Genomic DNA, 19645 nt, shown 5'->3' on the forward strand with positions numbered 1-19645 from the left:
GGGGCACGATTGGCAAAGCGAGTCACAATAAAGCAAATCGCAGAGTACGCGAAAGTGAGTGTCGCCACGGTTGATAGGGTGATTAACCAGCGTGCACCAGTAAAAAGTACTACGGCAAATCGCATCATCGCAGCAGCAAAAGAGTTAGGTTGGCGTCCCCCGGCGGCGTTCAGCGATGTGCAAAGCGATGTGCAATCGCCTTCAATACACTGCGGTATTCTGTTGCAAAGCAATATTTCCCATCTTCTACGAGAAGCATTCGAAGCACAGGGGACTAAATTGGAAAACGTAAACTCCAGACTGACGATTGAAACTTTCGATAGTCTGGAGCCAGAAAAAATTGCGGCGAGAATGATGAAACTGGGAAAAAAAGTGGACGTTCTTGCCATCACGTCTATCGATCATCCTTTCGTAACAGAAGCCATTGATAAACTCTCAGAAAAAGATGTGCCTGTTGTCGCCATTCTGTCGGATCTTTCAGCAACCAACCTGGCAGGATTTGTCGGAACGAATAACCGGATGCGGGGAAGAACAGCAGCTTGGGCAATGGATAGATTCTGCCGCGATCGCGGAACTGTCGGTGTGATTATCGGTAGCCACCGCTATCTCAGTCAGCAAGATAGGGAAATCAGTTTCCGTAGTTATTTCCGAGAAAAAGCACCGGCATTCAGGATATTGGAATCAGTTGTCAGTTCAGACGATGATAATCAAGCCTATGAGGCAGCCAAGAAATTACTGTGCGAAACACCAGATTTGGTCGGTGTTTTCAGTGCCGGTGGCGGTGCAAGTGGTATTCGACGAGCAATCATTGAGTACGGTGGAGACAGGCGGCCATTTTTTGTATCAACCGAACTCACTGCACAGGCAAGAACTGAACTGCTTCAAGGTGGTGTGGACATGGTCCTGTCTGCCGACTTTGATCAAGTAGCTGAAAAAGCGGTCGAAATGTTTGCGAGCCTTAAACAACAAGAAACACAGCAAAAGAAAATGACTTTACTTCCTTTCTTTATTTATACCAGCGAAAACACCTAGTTTAAGGTGCACGCTTTATGTAAGCAGACGCCCCTGTGAAAAGACACTCGCCCGGAGAAAGTCTTCTCAATGTTGGAAAGCTCGGTTGAAGTTGGCGATATCGGAAAAATCTATCATGTACCCAAATTCACCGATGCTATACAGGCTATTACATGTATACCCAAACGACCTGAAGATGCTGCATTCAGAAGTCATCAATGCGTTCACCTCCGCGCAAGTTTCACGAGGAATAGTCCTTCTATTTCCGTGGAATTTAACGAAGAAGTTAGCGTATTTGCGAAGACTAAAACATACTATTCAAAGGTTTAGGATTATAAAGGATTGTCATAGCGCAACTCTTTAGCCATTTCTTTGCGACAAAGTAAGTGACGTTAGAAAGATCACACAGTTCAATGAATGTGTTCATTAGTTTGGTGTTAACCATTTTATCAGAGGCTTACTGTCAGTACGCGAGATAAAGATCAAACACGGTCACATTTTCAACATTTCTGATCCTTGCCTAGTTAATAATACAGTTCTATAATCCGCTCCCTTTTTCCATCGGCACATATCATGAGTGAATCTGGACGCATTTTTATTGGCCAATTCCGTTGGGATCGCCAAACCCAGTATCTCTATCCTCAGGATCAGGATGGGAAAGATGTTATTGGAAACGCCAAAAGACTGACCAACAAGCAACAGGCACTCATTGAGTGCCTGTACATCGCTGCACCCAATAAAATCATCCGAGAAGCTATAACCCAATACGTGTGGGGTTCAGAGCATATTTCGCAAGAAAGTCTCCCGCAATTAATAAACCGGACGCGCCAAGTGCTGGAAGATTCGGATAAAACGCTGATAAGCAACGTTCCGGGCCAAGGTTACTCGCTAAATTGCGAAACCATTTCTGTTCAGGTTGAAAATATACCTCAAAAAGCACCTGGTTTTGCTGAAGTTATTAATGAAACTCAAACAGTTGATGACCAAGCATCAATTAACAGCACATCAGTTCGGTTAGCGATAGTTGCGGTATTAGCCGTCGTCACTGTCATCAATATCAGCCACTTCATTGGAGCCTATCAATCAAAAAAGAGGTTTATCGAAACGCGTCTTGCGACGCCATACCCCCACATTCAGAAGACAGATGACGAAAACAAGCTAATAGTGACCGTTGAAGGTAAAGAGTGCATTTATGAAAAAGACATTGAAATCATTAACTGCCCATAAGTTCGTACTTTTTATTGCTGGGGCAATTGTTGCGAATACGCTCATTTTTCTGAATGCGGAAAAGCAAAACTCTAAGTGGATCGGTTCAGTATCAGTCGGTGAGTATCTCAAGCTCTCGCACACAGTACAATTTAAGGATACGCTCGACATCCGCGTGACTGAATATAAGAAAGATTTTGATCCAAAAAAGGACAAAACTTTCCACGTTAGCTATACCTATGATCTCCAACTACCTAATCGCAATTTGTTGCTTAACGACCTGGTACCACTACGCTCCACAATACATGCATATTACTCGCTTGACGAAAAGTGCGCGCTCATTTTTCTTTCCCCAAAAACTAAAAATCCCCATCAGATGTCACTTGCATGTCTTTACTAGGCAATAAAATACAACATCCTCAAGCCATATGCATTGAATTGATGTTATTTTGCATACCTTTTCGATAGCAACCCATAACTACTCACCTAAACTTTAAAGACATGAAAGATAACCATATATCAAATCGTGTTGCATCAGTGCTCATATAAACTAGAAAGCTAATGTTTATCTAATAAAAAAGTACCATAACAAATCTATCTACACTCATTATTTTCAATTAAAAGTATTTTAATCACACTCAAATAAAATTTTTAGAATGGTCGTTCGATATTATCTCCTCTTAGATATTAAAAAAGACATTAAGACCTCTTCATTAAAATATCAGAACAAAAATTACATTTCATATATGTCATTAATATATAAGTGAAAAGCATAATGTGTGTACACATCATTGTGTTTTTTACCATATAAAAACCTTTACTTTTTACAGCCCATTCAGCCTACTTTTAATACACATAAAGCCAGAATTCTAGACAACCCCTTGATACTTTATAAAGTCTAAGAGTACGCACCTTAACCAGATATCATTCCATATAAACTATATAAAAAACCTATCACAAGGCTTATAAAGCCTGTTAATCATTATCATTAGCAAACAAGCTCTTTCTAATTTAAACACTAAACACATCCTGTCTTAAAATTGATACATAATAATTTTCACCTTGCGGGTTAGTCTGTTTTTATATTCTTTTATCTCAACTTCCTTATTCAAAATTTAAAAGAAAGCAAACTAGGACATAAAAATAGACACACTTTACTTCTCTATTAGTTTGTATTCGCAGAGGTATTTATCGTGGCAGAAGATAAAAACAATACAGATTCTGACCAGAAAGCTCACTCCTCCTCCAGTGCCTTTTTGAGAAAGACTCTTATTTCCCTATCGGCTATCGCTTTTTGCACGCTTACTGCTATCGCCGTCAATGATATAAGAACACCAACATACGAAGGTAATATATATTTCAAAGGCGATAGCCAAACTTCTTCGCCCACCCCAGCCTTGCCCATTTCAGTAGTCAATGCTCATTCTCTGCCTGTCCAGATTCCCTTTGAGCATAGCCTAGCTGCAAATGGCATCGAATATACTGTTGATGCAGAAAGGCCTTGGTTTCAGGAAGCACTTCGAAACTACCCCGACAGTGAATATTGGCGCAATCAAATTGCCATTCATCTAGCGCAACCTAGAACGCCTGGCTGGATAAAATTTGAAAATTATCATGTCAGCAAGGGACGGAACCCCATTCTCCTGCCCACGTTTGCGCGCATGCTACAGTCAAAACATGCTCCCGACTTACTGACCGTGCGAATTGAAAAGGGTGCGGAGCCTCTAACCGCGCTGGGAGACATTGGTTTATCTCACGTGCGCAGCATTGATCCAGCCGACCCGTCGTCTGCAGTGCATGTCTATGAGATTCCTAAAACGATGACATTTGCTGACGCACTTGAGGCGTCGAATGCACACCCCAGTGTGGCTTTTGCAGAGCCGGATTACCTGATTGAATGGGCACTAGCACCAAATGAATCCAATGCAGGGATCAGTAATGGCAACGCATGGTGGCTCAAACAGCTTCGCGCCTATGATGCATGGGAAACCACGACCGATGCTTCTGCCATAGGTCCAGTAGCGGTTTACGACCAAGGTATCCTGCGTAGCCATGAAGACCTCCGCAATAACTTCTGGGTCAACCCGGACGAAGTTGCTGGTAATGGCGTCGATGATGACGGTAACGGTATTGTCGATGATATCAACGGTAGGACAAGCCGGGTCTTCGGCGGTCACGGTACCCCGGTAGCGGGTACCATTTGTGGTGAAGGTAATAACGGCATTGGTTATGTCGGTAGCGCATGGAAGTGCCAGTTGATGGATACTGGCGGTTCACTCAGTTTCGCTGCTGCAGTGTCAGACGCCATGGCATCCCTGCGTTATGCTACCGATAAAGGATCACGCATATCCAATCACAGCTGGGGTATAAGCGGTGATTATAGTCAGGCGTTCAAAGACCTTATCACTGAGATTGAAAGCGATGATCACTTGATGGTCATTGCTTCTCATAACTTTGCTCGGAACATTGATAACAGCCCTGTGTATCCCGCTTCCTACAATAACGACAACATTCTGAGTATCGCAGCCTCCAACCAAAGTGAAGGCCGTATCAGTTACTCAAACTACGGTGCAGTCAGCGTAGATATCGCCGCACCCACCGAATTCACCACAGCAAATTCCTCTGGCGGTTATTCAGGCTTCAGCGGTACCTCTCAAGCGACGCCTGTCGTCACTGGTGCCGTTGCATTAGCTTGGGCAATGGACCCAAGCATGAACTTCCGCGAAATAAAGGCGCTGGTGATGAACACTGCGCGTCCAGTGGGTGCTTGGCGCGGCCTTACGGTCTCTGAAGGTATTCTGGATATGAAAACCCTCGTAGAGTCTGTCATTGTTGATACCGACGGCGATGGCATTCTTGACGATGAGGATCCCGATGACGACAACGATGGCGTTCCAGACGAAGAGGACGCATTCCCGAAAGATGCCACAGAAACCGTCGATACTGACGGTGACGGTATCGGCAATAACGCTGATAACGATGACGATGGCGACGGTGTTAATGACGATGAAGATTGGCGTCCACTTGACCCCAATGAGCAATACGATACCGATGGCGATGGAATAGGCAACAGTCAGGACGACGATGACGACAATGACGGCGTTTTAGACGTAAATGATGCCTTCCCACTCGACGCCAATGAAACCACAGATACAGACGGCGATGGCGTTGGTGACAACAGTGACGTATTCCCTAATGATCAGAATGAGTGGTCAGATTCCGATGGTGATGGCGTTGGCGACAATGGCGACATAGACCGAGATAATGATGGTTTATCTGACGACTTAGAGTCACGCACCTCAGCCGACATCACCAATTGGCCAGTACTTACAGGAAACGCAGGGTTTACCGAAGGTGTACTCTCTGGAAACGGCGGCTACTGGAATAGCCAGGCGAACTCTAACCGTTTCTCTAGCTATGGTTTCAAAGACCGCTACGCATTGAACTTCACCATCGACTCGCTAGGCACATACAACATGTTTGGCTTGGGCAATGTCGAAAGTTCAGCAAGCTACACCGACATTGATTACGCCTTCTACGTTGTTGGCAGTACGCTATACATTTACGAAAGCGGCAGTTCGCGCGGTACCTTTGGCTCCGTTGCGGTTGGAGATACTCTCTCAATTCAGGTTAACAAAGGCGCCATCGCCTACTACCGAAATGACACTCTCGTCCGCTCCACCAGCTACAACGGTGATACACCGGATTTCTATGTCGATTCAAGTTTCTACAGCGGTGCGATTCAGCTTTCAAACATTTCGCTGTCGCCGCTCTCTGGTTCCGGTTTCTCTGTCGATGCTGACAATGATGGCATTAACAACGATGTCGATTTGGACTCTGATAATGACACGATTCCAGATGTGATTGAAGCTGGACTTGCCGATGCCGATGGTGACCTTACAGTTGATGCTATCAATCTACAAGGCTCAGTCGACCCTGCCCCGGACACTGATAATGATGGCATTCCAGACTTCCTCGATTTGGAAAGCCAAAACCCAGAAAACGATGGCACGGCCTTCGATATGCATGGTTACGACTTTGCTGCCTTCGATTCCAACGGCGACGGTAAACTCGATGGCAATGATGAGCTCGGCGGCAACGATGTGAACGGCAACGGTGTCGATGATCGTGCGGAAGATGCAGACGGAGATGGTATTTCCAACCCGAATGACGATGACGACGATAACGACGGCACCTTAGACGTGAACGACGCCTTCCCATTCGATCCAAACGAAGACACCGATTCTGATGGCGATGGTGTCGGGGATAACGCTGATGTCTTCCCAACAGATGCCACCGAAACCAAAGATACTGATGGTGACGGTGTGGGTGACAATACAGATGCCTTCCCTGACGACGCGTCAGAGACCACGGACACTGACGGTGATGGCGTGGGCGACAATGCCGATGCCTTCCCCAACGATGCCTCTGAAACCACAGATTCTGACGGCGACGGCGTGGGTGATAACAGTGATATCGACAAAGACAATGACGGACTTTCCGATGAGCTAGAAGCACGCACCAGCGCACCTGTCGTTGATTGGCCTGTTCTGACTGGCAATGCCGCTTTCACTGACGGAGTACTCACCGCCAATGGAGGAAGCTGGGGTTATCAAGCCAACTCAAACCGCTTCTCCAGTTATGGTTTCGTAGACCAATACAAACTGAGCTTCCATGTCGATGCTCTTGGCACTTACAACATGTTCGGCTTGGGCACGGTTGAGGGTTCAGCTAGCTATACCGATATCGATTACGCCTTCTATATCGCAGGTTCAACGCTTTATATCTACGAAAGTGGCGCCTACAGAGGAAGCTTTGGCTCTGTCGCTGTGGGTGATGACCTAACACTGGAAGTGAATAACGGCACCATTGTTTACTATCGCAATGGCACACTCGTTCGTTCAGTCAGCTACATTGGCAATACTCCTGATTTCTACCTTGATACCAGCTTCTACAGTGGCACTATCCGCCTATCAGGTATTGAGCTTTCGCCACTTTCAGGTGCTGGCTTTGCTATCGATAAAGACGATGACGGCATTAATAACGATATTGACCTCGATTCCGACAACGACACTATCCCTGATGTCATTGAAGCCGGTTTAGCCGATGCTAATGGCGACCTGAAAGTCGATTCCGTCGATCTGCAAGGCACTGTCGACCCTGCCCCTGATTCAGACGGCGATGGCATTCCTGATTACCTCGATCTGGAGAGCCAGAATGCCGCCAATGACGGCACGGCCTTCGATATGCATGGCTACGACTTTGCGGCCTTCGATTCCAACGGAGATGGCAAGCTAGACGACAATGATGAACTCGGCGGCAATGATGTGAACGGCAACGGTGTCGATGATCGTGCGGAAGATGCAGACGGAGATGGTATTTCCAACCCGAATGACGATGACGACGATAACGACGGCACCTTAGACGTTAACGACGCCTTCCCATTCGACCCGAATGAAGATACCGACTCAGATGGTGATGGCGTCGGGGATAATGCAGATGCCTTCCCAACAGATGCCACCGAAACCCAAGATACTGATGGTGATGGTGTGGGTGACAATGCCGATGCCTTCCCACAAGATGCGTCTGAGACCACAGACACTGACGGTGATGGCGTGGGCGATAATGCCGATGCCTTCCCGGAAGATGCCTCTGAAACCACAGATTCTGACGGCGATGGTGTGGGTGATAATTCGGATATCGATCGTGACAATGACGGTCTTGCTGACGAGTTAGAGCTGCGCACTAAAGCTGACATTGTTGATTGGCCCGTGCTTTATGGAGCGAGCTTCTCCAATGGTGAACTCTCTGCCAATGGCGGCACATGGCGCTATCAGGCGAACTCGGTGCGTTTCTCTGAGTACGGCTACCGTGATAACTATCGTCTGAATTTCACGGTTGAATCGCTGGGCAGCAACAATATGTTTGGGTTGGGTAATGCTGAAAGCAGTGCAAATTACCCTGACATTGATTACGCCTTCTACATTGTGAATACCACGCTCTATATCTACGAGAGTGGTTCATACCGTGGCAACTTTGGCGCGAACAGTGTCGCTTCCGGCGACACCTTCTCACTGGAAGTCAACAAGGGCACCATCCGCTATCTGCGCAACGGTGAAGCAATCCGCACGGTTGACTACAGCGGCGAAACGCCCGACTTCTATGTGGATACCAGCTTCTATAACGGCGCCATCCGCCTGAGCGATATCAGCCTAACACCGATGTCCGGCAGCGGCATGTCAGCTGACGCCGATAAGGATGGCATCAACAACGACGTCGACCTGGACTCTGACAACGACACCATCCCCGATGTGGTGGAAGCCGGATTAACCGATGCCGATGGTGACCTGAAAGTGGATGCCGTCGATCTGCAAGGCACTGTCCACCCGGCCCCGGATTCCGACGGTGACGGCATCCCGGACTACCTTGATTTGGAAAGCCAGAATGCCGCCAATGACGGCACGGCTTTCGACATGCATGGCTATGACTTTGCTGCCTTCGATTCCAACGGCGACGGCAAACTCGATAGCAATGATGAGCTCGGCGGCAACGATGTGAACGGCAACGGTGTCGATGATCGTGCGGAAGATGCTGACGGGGATGGACTTTCCAACCCGAATGACGACGACGACGATAACGACGGCACCTTAGACGTTAACGACGCCTTCCCATTCGATCCAAACGAAGACACAGACTCAGATGGTGACGGCGTCGGTGACAACGGTGACGCCTTCCCAACAGATGCCACAGAGACCAAAGACACTGACGGTGACGGTGTGGGCGATAATGCCGATGCCTTCCCTGACGACGCATCAGAGACCACGGACACTGACGGTGATGGCGTCGGCGACAATGCCGATGCCTTCCCCAACGATGCGTCTGAAACCACAGACTCGGATGGCGACGGTGTGGGTGATAATTCGGATATCGATCGTGACAACGACGGTCTTGCGGATGAGCTGGAACTACGCACTAAAGCTGACATTGTTGATTGGCCCGTGCTTTATGGGGCGAGCTTCTCCAATGGCGAACTCTCTGCCAATGGCGGCACATGGCGCTATCAGGCGAACTCAGTGCGTTTCTCTGCGTACGGCTACCGTGATAACTATCGTCTGAATTTCACGGTTGAATCGCTGGGCAGCAACAATATGTTTGGCTTGGGTAATGCTGAAAGCAGCGCAAATTACCCTGATATTGATTACGCCTTCTACATCGTGAACACCACGCTCTATATCTACGAGAGCGGTTCATACCGTGGAAACTTTGGTGCGAACAGTGTCGCTACTGGCGATACCCTCTCACTGGGGGTGAACAACGGCACGATCCGCTATCTCCGTAACGGCGAGGAAATCCGCGCAGTAAGCTACAGCGGAGAAACACCGGACTTTTACGTTGATACCAGCTTCTACAATGGCGCGATTCGCCTGAGCGACATTAGCCTCACGCCAATGTCTGGTAGCGGTGTATCCGCTGACGCCGATAAGGATGGCGTCAACAACGATATTGACCTCGATTCCGACAACGACACTATCCCTGATGTGATTGAAGCCGGTTTAGCCGATGCTGATGGAGACCTGAAAGTCGACTCAGTAAACCTGCAAGGCACTGTCGACCCTGCCCCGGATTCAGACGGAGACGGTATTCCTGATTACCTTGATCTGGAGAGCCAGAATGCTGCCAATGATGGTACGGCCTTCGATATGCATAGCTACGACTTTGCGGCCTTCGATTCAAATGACGACGGCAAACTCGATGGCAATGATGAGCTCGGCGGCAATGATGTGAACGGCAACGGTGTCGATGATCGTGCGGAAGATGCTGACGGGGATGGACTTTCCAACCCGAATGACGACGACGACGATAACGACGGCACCTTAGACGTTAACGACGCCTTCCCATTCGATCCAAACGAAGACACCGATTCGGATGGTGATGGCGTCGGCGATAACGGTGACGCCTTCCCAACAGATGCCACAGAGACCAAAGACACTGACGGTGACGGTGTGGGCGATAATGCCGATGCCTTCCCACAAGATGCGTCTGAGACCACGGACACTGACGGCGACGGTGTGGGCGACAATACTGATGCCTTCCCCAACGATGCGTCTGAAACCACAGATTCTGATGGCGATGGTATAGGTGATAATTCGGATATCGATCGTGACAATGACGGTCTTGCTGACGAGTTAGAGCTGCGCACTAAAGCTGACATTGTTGATTGGCCCGTGCTTTATGGGGCGAGCTTCTCCAATGGTGAACTCTCTGCAAATGGCGGTACTTGGCGCTATCAGGCGAACTCAATACGTTTTTCTGAGTACGGCTACCGTGATAATTATCGCCTGAATTTCACGGTTGAGTCACTGGGCAGCAACAATATGTTTGGCTTGGGTAATGCCGAAAGCGGCGCAAATTACCCTGATATTGATTACGCCTTCTACATCGTGAACACCACGCTCTATATCTACGAGAGTGGTTCGTACCGTGGCAACTTTGGCGCGAACAGTGTCGCTACTGGCGATACGCTTTCATTGGAAGTGAACAACGGCACTATCCGCTATCTCCGTAACGGCGAGGAAATCCGGGCAGTAAGCTACAGCGGAGAAACACCAGACTTCTATGTTGATACCAGTTTCTACAATGGCGCGATTCGCCTGAGCAATATTAGCCTCACGCCAATGTCCGGTAGCGGTGTATCCGCTGACGCCGATCAGGATGGCGTCAACAATGACGTCGATCTGGACTCTGATAACGACACGATTCCTGATGTCATTGAAGCCGGATTAACTGATGCGGACGGCGACCTGAAAGTTGATTCTGTAAATCTCCAAGGCACTGTCGACCCTGCCCCGGATTCAGACGGTGACGGTATTCCTGATTACCTTGATTTGGAAAGCCACAACCCAGAAAACGATGGCACGGCTTTCGACATGCATGGCTATGACTTTGCTGCCTTCGATTCCAACGGCGACGGCAAACTCGATAGCAATGATGAGCTCGGCGGCAATGATATGAACGGCAACGGTGTCGATGATCGTGCGGAAGATGCTGACGGGGATGGACTCTCTAATCCGAATGATGACGACGACGATAACGACGGTACCTTAGACGTTAACGACGCCTTCCCATTTGACCCGAACGAAGACACCGACACGGACGGTGATGGTGTTGGGGACAACAGCGATGCCTTCCCTGACGACGCGTCTGAGACCACCGACTCGGATGGCGATGGTGTCGGCGACAACGCTGATATTGACCGTGATAACGATGGTCTTTCTGATGAACTGGAATCACGCACCAGCGCTGAAATCACAGACTGGCCTGTTCTGACTGGCAATTCCTCTTTCACTGACGGTGTGCTCTCAGCCAACGGCGGAAGCTGGCGCTATCAGGCGAACTCAAACCGCTTCTCAAGTTATGGCTTCAACGACCGCTACGTATTGAACTTCACCATTGACTCGCTCGGTAGCTACAACATGTTTGGCTTGGGCAGCGTCGAAAGTTCAGCAAGGTACTCAGACATTGATTACGCTTTCTACGTTGTTGGCAGCACGCTACGCATTTACGAAAGCGGCAGTTCACGCGGTACCTTTGGCTCCGTTGCGGTTGGCGACACCCTCTCCATTCAGGTTAACGAAGGGGCTATCGCCTACTATCGAAACGACACGCTGGTCCGCTCAACAAGTTATAACGGTGACACACCTGACTTCTATGTCGATTCGAGTTTCTACAGCGGCGCGATAAAGCTGTCGAACATATCTCTGACCCCTCTTTCTGGCGCAGGTTTCTCCATTGATGCTGACAACGATGGCATCAACAACGACGTCGACCTGGACTCTGACAACGACACCATCCCCGATGTGGTGGAAGCCGGATTAACCGATGCCGATGGTGACCTGAAAGTGGATGCCGTCGATCTGCAAGGCACTGTCGACCCGGCCCCGGATTCAGATGGTGACGGCATTCCGGACTACCTCGATTTGGAAAGCCGGAACGCCGCCAATGATGGCACGGCCTTTGACATGCATGGTTATGACTTTGCTGCCTTCGATTCGAACGGCGATGGCAAACTCGATAGCAATGATGAACTTGGCGGTAACGATGTCAACGGCAACGGTATCGATGATCGTGCGGAAGATGCGGACGGCGATGGTTTATCAAATCCGAACGATGATGACGACGATAACGACGGCACCTTGGACGTTAACGACGCCTTCCCATTTGACCCGAACGAAGACACCGACACGGACGGTGATGGCGTTGGGGATAACGGTGACGCCTTCCCTAAAGATGCCACTGAAACCAACGATACGGACGGTGACGGTGTCGGCGACAATGCGGATGCCTTCCCTGAGGATGCGTCTGAGACCAAAGACTCTGACGGTGATGGTGTTGGGGACAACAGCGATGCCTTCCCTGACGACGCGTCTGAGACCACCGACTCGGATGGCGATGGTGTCGGCGACAACGCTGATATTGATCGTGACAACGATGGTCTTTCCGATGAACTAGAAGCCCGCACCAGCGCACCTGTCGTTGATTGGCCTGTTCTAACTGGCAATGCCGCTTTCACTGATGGGGTACTCACCGCCAATGGTGGAAGCTGGGGTTATCAAGCGAACTCGAGTCGCTTCTCTAGCTTTGGTTTCACAGACCAATACAAACTGAGCTTCCATGTCGATGCCCTTGGTACTTACAACATGTTTGGCTTAGGCACCGTTGAGGGTTCAGCAAGCTACACCGATATCGATTACGCCTTCTATATTGCTGGAACCACGCTTTATATCTACGAAAGCGGTGCTTATCGGGGCAGCTTTGGCTCCGTCGCTGTGGGTGACGACCTAACGCTGGAGGTGAATAACGGCACCATTGTTTACTATCGCAATGGCACCCTCGTTCGTTCGCTTAATTACAGCGGCGATACCCCAGACTTCTACCTTGATACCAGCTTCTACAGTGGCGCTATCCGTTTGTCAGGCATTGAACTCGCTCCACTTTCCGGTACTGGCTTTGCCATCGATAAAGACGGTGATGGCGTCAACAACGATGTCGACCTGGACTCTGACAACGACACCATCCCCGATGTGGTGGAAGCCGGATTAACCGATGCCGATGGTGACCTGAAAGTGGATGCCGTCGATCTGCAAGGCACTGTCCACCCGGCCCCGGATTCCGACGGTGACGGCATCCCGGACTACCTTGATTTGGAAAGCAAGAACGCCGCCAATGATGGCACGGCCTTTGACATGCATGGTTATGACTTTGCTGCCTTCGATTCGAACGGCGATGGCAAACTCGATAGCAATGATGAACTTGGCGGTAACGATGTCAACGGTAATGGTATCGATGATCGTGCGGAAGATGCGGACGGCGATGGTTTATCAAATCCGAACGATGATGACGACGATAACGACGGCACCTTGGACGTTAATGACGCTTTCCCATTCGACCCGAATGAAGATACTGATACCGACGATGATGGTGTAGGTGATAATAGCGATGCATTCCCAACGGATGCTTCTGAAACCACAGATACTGACGGCGATGGCCAGGGCAACAATCGAGATATGGATAGAGACAACGATGGTATTTCCAACAATCTCGAATCCAATATCAATATGAATGTCTCCAGTTGGCCACTTCTAACGGGTAACGCCAGTTTTACCCAAGGCTCACTAACCGGAAACGGCGGATACTGGCAGTCTCAGGCAAACTCTGAGCGTTTTTCTGAATATGGTTTCCGCTCACACTATCAGTTGAGCTTTGTCATAGGCAGCCTCGGCACCTACAACATGATTGGACTGGGCAAGGACGAAACCTCCGCCAGCTATGGCGATATAGATTACGCCTTCTATATCGTAAGCAGCACGCTGTATATCTATGAAAGTGGATCATCTAAAGGCACATTTGGACGTATCTCTGTTGGAGATACCCTCTCCATTCAAATTACCGATCGGGTGATTGCCTATTTCCGAAACAACGAATTGTTACGCACCATTGTTTATGAGGGGGAGACGCCGGACTTCTATATCGACTCCAGCTTCTATAGTGGCGCGATTGAAATCAGCCGCCTCTTACTGTCTCCATTGCCGGGCACGCAGTTTGTTGCCGACTCAGACAACGATGGCATCCCGAATGATTTAGATCTGGATAGTGACAACGACTTAGTCCCTGACATTATTGAAGCAGGCTTTAAAGATGTAGATAGCAACTTCATGCTGGATAACATTGATATTGGTAAATCAATTGCGACTATTCCGGACTCTGACGATGATGGTATTCCTGATTTTGTTGACTCAGAAAGCCATAACTCAGGTAACGATGGATCTGATTACGATATTGCAGACACCAACTTTGCAATTTTCGACACTAACGGTGACGGGACGCTGAACCAGTTGGACGAATTTGGTGGTTATGATACCAATTACAATGGAGTTGATGACCTGATTGAAGCGCTCGAATAACACCAAGCCAGACTGAGAGACATCAGTCTGGCTCGCTTTTTTGGCAAGAAATCTGTCCACCTTGTACGATGGAATAATAGGAAATATCGGTTGGTTTTAAAACAATTTAAACCCCAGAGGTTAAAAAGATAGTAACAAATCTCATTCACAGCTAAACGCCGAAATCCAAATCGACCTAAGAGAAGAAATTTAACCCTATATTTCATTAAGTTAATTTTTTCATCGCCCAACTAATTCACCTAGTTATCCACAGATTCTGTTGATAGGTTCATCACAAGCCAATCGGTAATTTTCCCTTTATTATCTGATAGTTACCATGAAATTAAAGAAAAAATAAATTTTTCTTGACCTAATGTTTAAAGATGAAATCGAAACGAGTGGTTGGAATTCGGCAAAAATAGTTCGTTAGATGACGAATAAACTGTTTGCACATCACCATGTTACATGTAGGACAAAACGATGAGACAAAATAAGACTAGCTGTTGACAACTCCGTCGGAAACGGAGTTGTCATAGAGGAAATACTGAGGAAATCAAGAACATTTCAATATACTAAGCCGGCTACATGTACCAACGCGAAGCTGCTTCAAACACCAACCTATCCTCACCAGGATAAGCTAACAGAGAAACGCCCATTGGAACGCCGTCGACCATTAACAAAGGTAATGTTAGTTGCGATAATCCAGCGACCTCTGCTATGGCGTAGAGACGTCGCTGATTAGTAAGAAATGATTCGTCGACAGATTCACCTTTGGGAGGTTGCCCTGGAGAAGTCGGGATCATCAAAACCTCTCCGGGCTTGAAAAAGCCTTGCAAACTGTCACTGAAAAACTCACGTTTTTTCTTAGTTTCGACGAATTCTTTAAAACTCTTACCCCTTATTTGCTTCAGATGCTCTTCCGTTTCATCTGAGAATTTTGGCTTTTGTTCGTCAAGCCACTGTCCGTATTGTAAGTCTACTTCCCGGCCTAGTATTACCGAATGGATGTTGTAAGCCTGAGCTAAGGTGAGCTTACTGAGACTAGGCATGTCATTGCGGAAGATCTTGGATTTGGCTAATTTCTCTTCCCATTCCAGCAAAGCTTCAACCGAGAGCAACTCGTGAAACAGGGAAGAGGCATTGACTATGGCCCCAAGCCGAACCGCCTTGGGAGGCTTAGTCCAGCATTTCTCGGCGATTTGCTCCAAAGTTGATAGATGCTTTGTCATAAAGCCAACGGCATCAAATGAAGGTGAAAACGGTGCGATACCCCGCAGGTCAACCATCCCCTGTGAAGGGCGATAACCAAACAAGCCGCTGTAAGATGCTGGGATCAAAACTCCCCCGCAGCAATCATTACCTATCCCGATGGTTGCGCTACCTTTGGAAACGGCAATTGCTGCTCCGGAAGAAGACCCACCTAGACGGGCAAATGGAGAGACAGGGTTTTTGAGTCTAGCCAGGAAAGGGTTCTTCCCGCTAATACTGATACCGAATTCATCAACTTGAGTTTTCCCAATCAAACGACAGCCGGACTGCATCAATGTAGATACTACATGTGCATCATTATGGGCTGGCGCGTGGCCATCAGACCATGCTGGTACACCGATGCCTGTTACTGTGTCTTTCAGACCAACGCTATCGCTAACGACTAACTTTTGGCGTGCAAGCACACCAGAAGAAATGTCTTGTCTTTCAGGCTTAAACTCATTGATGAGGTAGTTATTCTTGGCCATATACTTCTACTTCTTTTCTTCTCCTATTCATAAGGTTATAACCAAATTCTCAAATATGAGAACTAAGAATTACATTTTTTTAGTAACGCGGTACGACTTTCGAGAAAAGCTTCGCTTGTAAAGAACTCGTCGTTTATTTGAAGTTTCCGGCTCTGTAGCCAGCTTTCCGCTGATGAGCCTTGTCCATACGGAATTTTGTATACGTGAAAGTGTTGATTTTGGTGTAAATAGATTAGATTCGCAGCCACACGCAAAGGCCTAAAGGGTTCGTTAAGATAAAGCCTAAACTCACCGCTGCAGTCATTGACAACATAAGAACCATTGGCACTACGGATTGAAATATATGGCCCGTTTGATTCCGTGTAAGACGCTAACGACCAGACTCCTGTTTCAGTCGTAAGTTTCAGAAACGGCAGACGCAATGTTTCCTTCATCGTTGGTTCGGTTTCTTCGATGGTAGGAACATTATCCGTAGTGGTTTGATCTTTCGGTTTGGCATGTACTACACGCACTGCCGGTGGAATGACTTCCGGCTCTTCGGTATTGAACCAAGCTGATATGACAGACCAATTCAGCATGCTGGCGCCAAGAAACAAAACCACAACCAGTGATGACGTCGCCATGGCCGGTAACCAAAATTTTTGTGCCCACTGAATAGCACCCGGCATTTTTCTCCCTGAACTTCGCTCCAGCTCAGTTTCCAGAACTTCATTTTCTGACAGCGCACGGCGCAACTCACCCGCCAGCTTACCCTGTTCTTCAATGGCTGCATCTTTATGATTTTGTAGGCGATTACGCTCATCTTTGAGGAGCGCAATCTCGCCCTCAAGTTGGGTAATTTTACGCGAATAATCGATACCACTGCCGCTATTGCTTGCCTTACGAGATTGATTGAGTTGGACCTTTAGTAGTTGATTGAGCGCAGATAGCTCATCCCTTTCTTTTTTAACAGCAGCTAATTCACGTTCCAAAGCTGTATTGTTGCCACTAGTAGAAACAGAAGGGATTAAGATTGGGTGCTCGCCTTTTCCTTTTACAATATTGTCGTAGGAATGACGGACGAGATGCATCAGGGCCTTGGAACCACCTTTGTCCGGGTGCACGCGGACAGACAGCAATTTATAACGCTGTTTTACAGTGGATTCAGGATCTCCCGATTTGGTACCTAATATTTCATTAAACGTGGTCATTGACAGTTTTAAATACAGTTGAGATGAAGTTATATCGGCTCTTCAGGAACATTCTTGAATTAGAAGGTGTCTTAAAATCAAGATAGATCAAAGCACACTTCCCTGTTCGAGCAATCGTCTAAGGTTTGTTCAAGCTCTCCTTTTCCTTACAAACAAAACAAACGTTTCATTAACATAAAATTATCTTTTTAGGCCTTTGTGTTCAATTTTATACCAAACACTCCATTTTCAATTGCATTCGCAATTTTGTGATCTATGATACATACGAAAATTTGAAGACCCGGTGAACGCTGCTGGAGAGAGATGGCATTGGCCATCCGCCGAAGAAGTAAATCTTTCAGGCACTCATTAACACTGAATTTGGTGTTTGAGTAAGGACAGTAGCGGGAGGGAACTCTGGAGAGAGGTAAGCACGACTTACCCGCCGAAGGAGCAAGCTCGCCCATCTTTAAAGACGGATTCGAGTGAAACTCTCAGGCAAAAGGACAGAGGAGATAACCGCATTAATTTTCGTTATTACCAAATAACCTGAAGATACACGATTCAGCGAGCATAATCCGGCCATTTGGTTATACATACTGCTATCTTTCTGCGGCTATTCTCCTCCTTTTAATCTAAAGGGGGATAAATGAACTATTCGCTTTACGACTTTCTACAAATCATAGACAACTTCGTATGGGGTCCACCACTTCTGCTGCTGCTTGTCGGCACTGGTATATATTTCACTTTACGCCTTGGCGCACTTCAGTTTTCTAAATTGCCTTTAGCGCTATCTTACGTTTTCAAAAAAGAAGAAGGTGTCACTGGCAAAGGCGATGTTTCTAGCTTCGCTGCGCTTTGTACTGCCCTTTCTGCCACTATTGGAACCGGTAACATCGTTGGTGTTGCTACCGCCTTGAAACTGGGTGGCCCGGGCGCTCTGTTCTGGATGTGGATGGCAGCACTTTTCGGTATGGCAACTAAATACGCAGAATGCCTGCTCGCCGTGAAATACCGTGAAAAGGATGCGCAAGGCAACATGCTGGGTGGACCCATGCTCTATCTGGAAAAAGGTGTAGGCCAAAAGTGGTTGGCGCGCCTGTTTGCCTTCTTCACTATTGGGGTGGCTTGCTTCGGTATTGGTACTTTCCCACAAGTGAATGCGATTGTGGATGCCAGCCATATCGCATTCAACGTTCCCAATGAAATCACCGCGATCGTGCTTACTCTATTGGTTGCTGCCGTGACTATTGGCGGTATCAAGTCCATTGCGGGGCTAGCTAGCAAGATCATTCCTACCATGACTGTGGTTTACGTCACCGCTTGTGTCGGCATTCTGGTCAACAATGCCGGCGCTATCCCTTCCGCGATTAGTCTGATTGTGGAGTCTGCGTTTACCGGTCAGGCTGCAACAGGTGGCTTTGTGGGCGCCTCTATCATGATTGCGATTCAGGCAGGTGTTGCCCGTGGTGTGTTTTCAAACGAATCAGGCTTGGGAAGTGCGCCAATGGCAGCCGCTTCTGCACAAACCAACTCTTGTGTCCGTCAGGGTTTGATCTCTATGGTTGGCACCTTTCTGGATACCATCGTCATCTGTTCAATGACAGGTTTGGCACTGGTGCTAACTGGTGTTTGGTCAATGGACATTGAAGGTGCAAGAATGACCACTGAGGCATTTTCGATAGGCCTGGATAAAGGTTTTGGCCCCATGGTTGTTGCTATAGGTCTGATGTTCTTCGCTTTCACTACAATTCTTGGTTGGAACTATTACGGTGAGCGTTGTGTGGTGTATTTGTTTGGCCAACGCGCGGTGCTGACTTATAAGATTGTTTTCGTGACGCTGATTTTGTCCGGTGCATTTATCAAACTGGATATGATTTGGCTGATTGCAGACATTGTTAATGGACTCATGGCTGTACCAAATCTGATCGGTTTGATCCTACTTCGCCATGTTGTCGCGGAAGAAACCAACATCTACTTTGAAGCGTTGAAAAATACTATCCGCTCGTCGGCTGACTCAAAAGTTACCAGCGCTTGAATCTGCCAGTTACTGAAAAAAACAGCGCCAATTGGCGCTGTTTTG

7 protein-coding genes and 1 riboswitch are annotated in these 19645 nt (G+C 47.8%); of the genes, 5 read left to right on the forward strand and 2 right to left on the reverse strand.

The annotated features are described in order from the left end of the window. Positions 1–9: 9 nt before the first annotated feature. The 4 genes from VP504_RS03065 to VP504_RS03080 all read left to right on the forward strand — a co-directional run bounded on the left by VP504_RS03065 (position 10) and on the right by VP504_RS03080 (position 14678). Positions 10–1032, forward strand: a complete 1023-nt coding sequence (locus VP504_RS03065; RefSeq protein WP_325892886.1) for a LacI family DNA-binding transcriptional regulator — start codon at positions 10–12, stop codon at positions 1030–1032. A 552-nt stretch (positions 1033–1584) separates the two neighbouring features. Further along, entirely contained in the window at positions 1585–2238 is a 654-nt protein-coding gene (locus VP504_RS03070; RefSeq protein WP_325892887.1) for a winged helix-turn-helix domain-containing protein, read from the forward strand. Continuing rightward, entirely contained in the window at positions 2204–2617 is a 414-nt protein-coding gene (locus VP504_RS03075; protein WP_325892888.1) for a hypothetical protein, read from the forward strand. Before VP504_RS03070 ends, VP504_RS03075 begins: the two co-directional genes overlap by 35 nt. A gap of 793 nt (positions 2618–3410) precedes the next feature. Next, on the forward strand, positions 3411–14678 hold the full coding sequence (locus tag VP504_RS03080; RefSeq protein ID WP_325892889.1) for a S8 family serine peptidase: 11268 nt from the start codon (positions 3411–3413) through the stop codon (positions 14676–14678). Between the two features lie 560 nt (positions 14679–15238). On the opposite strand, the gene VP504_RS03085 is transcribed toward VP504_RS03080, so the two are convergent. Together VP504_RS03085 and VP504_RS03090 are read right to left on the reverse strand one after the other, a co-directional pair. Next, positions 15239–16393 (reverse strand): amidase family protein, encoded by a 1155-nt coding sequence (locus tag VP504_RS03085; protein WP_325892890.1) that lies wholly within the window; start codon positions 16391–16393, stop codon positions 15239–15241. A gap of 62 nt (positions 16394–16455) precedes the next feature. Next, positions 16456–17583: a J domain-containing protein gene (locus tag VP504_RS03090; RefSeq protein WP_325892891.1), complete on the reverse strand. Its 1128-nt coding sequence runs from the start codon at positions 17581–17583 to the stop codon at positions 16456–16458. Between the two features lie 386 nt (positions 17584–17969). After that, positions 17970–18082, forward strand: a riboswitch (glycine riboswitch). Between the two features lie 129 nt (positions 18083–18211). Here VP504_RS03090 and VP504_RS03095 point away from each other — a divergent pair. Then, the gene (locus VP504_RS03095; RefSeq protein ID WP_325892892.1) at positions 18212–19600 is read left to right on the forward strand and encodes an alanine/glycine:cation symporter family protein; all 1389 of its coding nucleotides are present in this window, start codon (positions 18212–18214) and stop codon (positions 19598–19600) included. Positions 19601–19645 lie beyond the last annotated feature (45 nt).

This window comes from Grimontia sp. NTOU-MAR1 (assembly GCF_035758505.1).
GTDB classification, from domain to species: Bacteria; Pseudomonadota; Gammaproteobacteria; order Enterobacterales; family Vibrionaceae; genus Enterovibrio; species Enterovibrio marinus.

Coding starts and splice junctions, on each gene's coding strand:
- VP504_RS03070 (WP_325892887.1), top strand. CDS start 1,585: ATGAGTGAATCTGGACGCATTTTTATTGGCCAATTCCGTTGGGATCGC.
- VP504_RS03095 (WP_325892892.1), top strand. CDS start 18,212: ATGAACTATTCGCTTTACGACTTTCTACAAATCATAGACAACTTCGTA.
- VP504_RS03075 (WP_325892888.1), top strand. CDS start 2,204: ATGAAAAAGACATTGAAATCATTAACTGCCCATAAGTTCGTACTTTTT.
- VP504_RS03090 (WP_325892891.1), bottom strand. CDS start 17,583: ATGACCACGTTTAATGAAATATTAGGTACCAAATCGGGAGATCCTGAA.
- VP504_RS03085 (WP_325892890.1), bottom strand. CDS start 16,393: ATGGCCAAGAATAACTACCTCATCAATGAGTTTAAGCCTGAAAGACAA.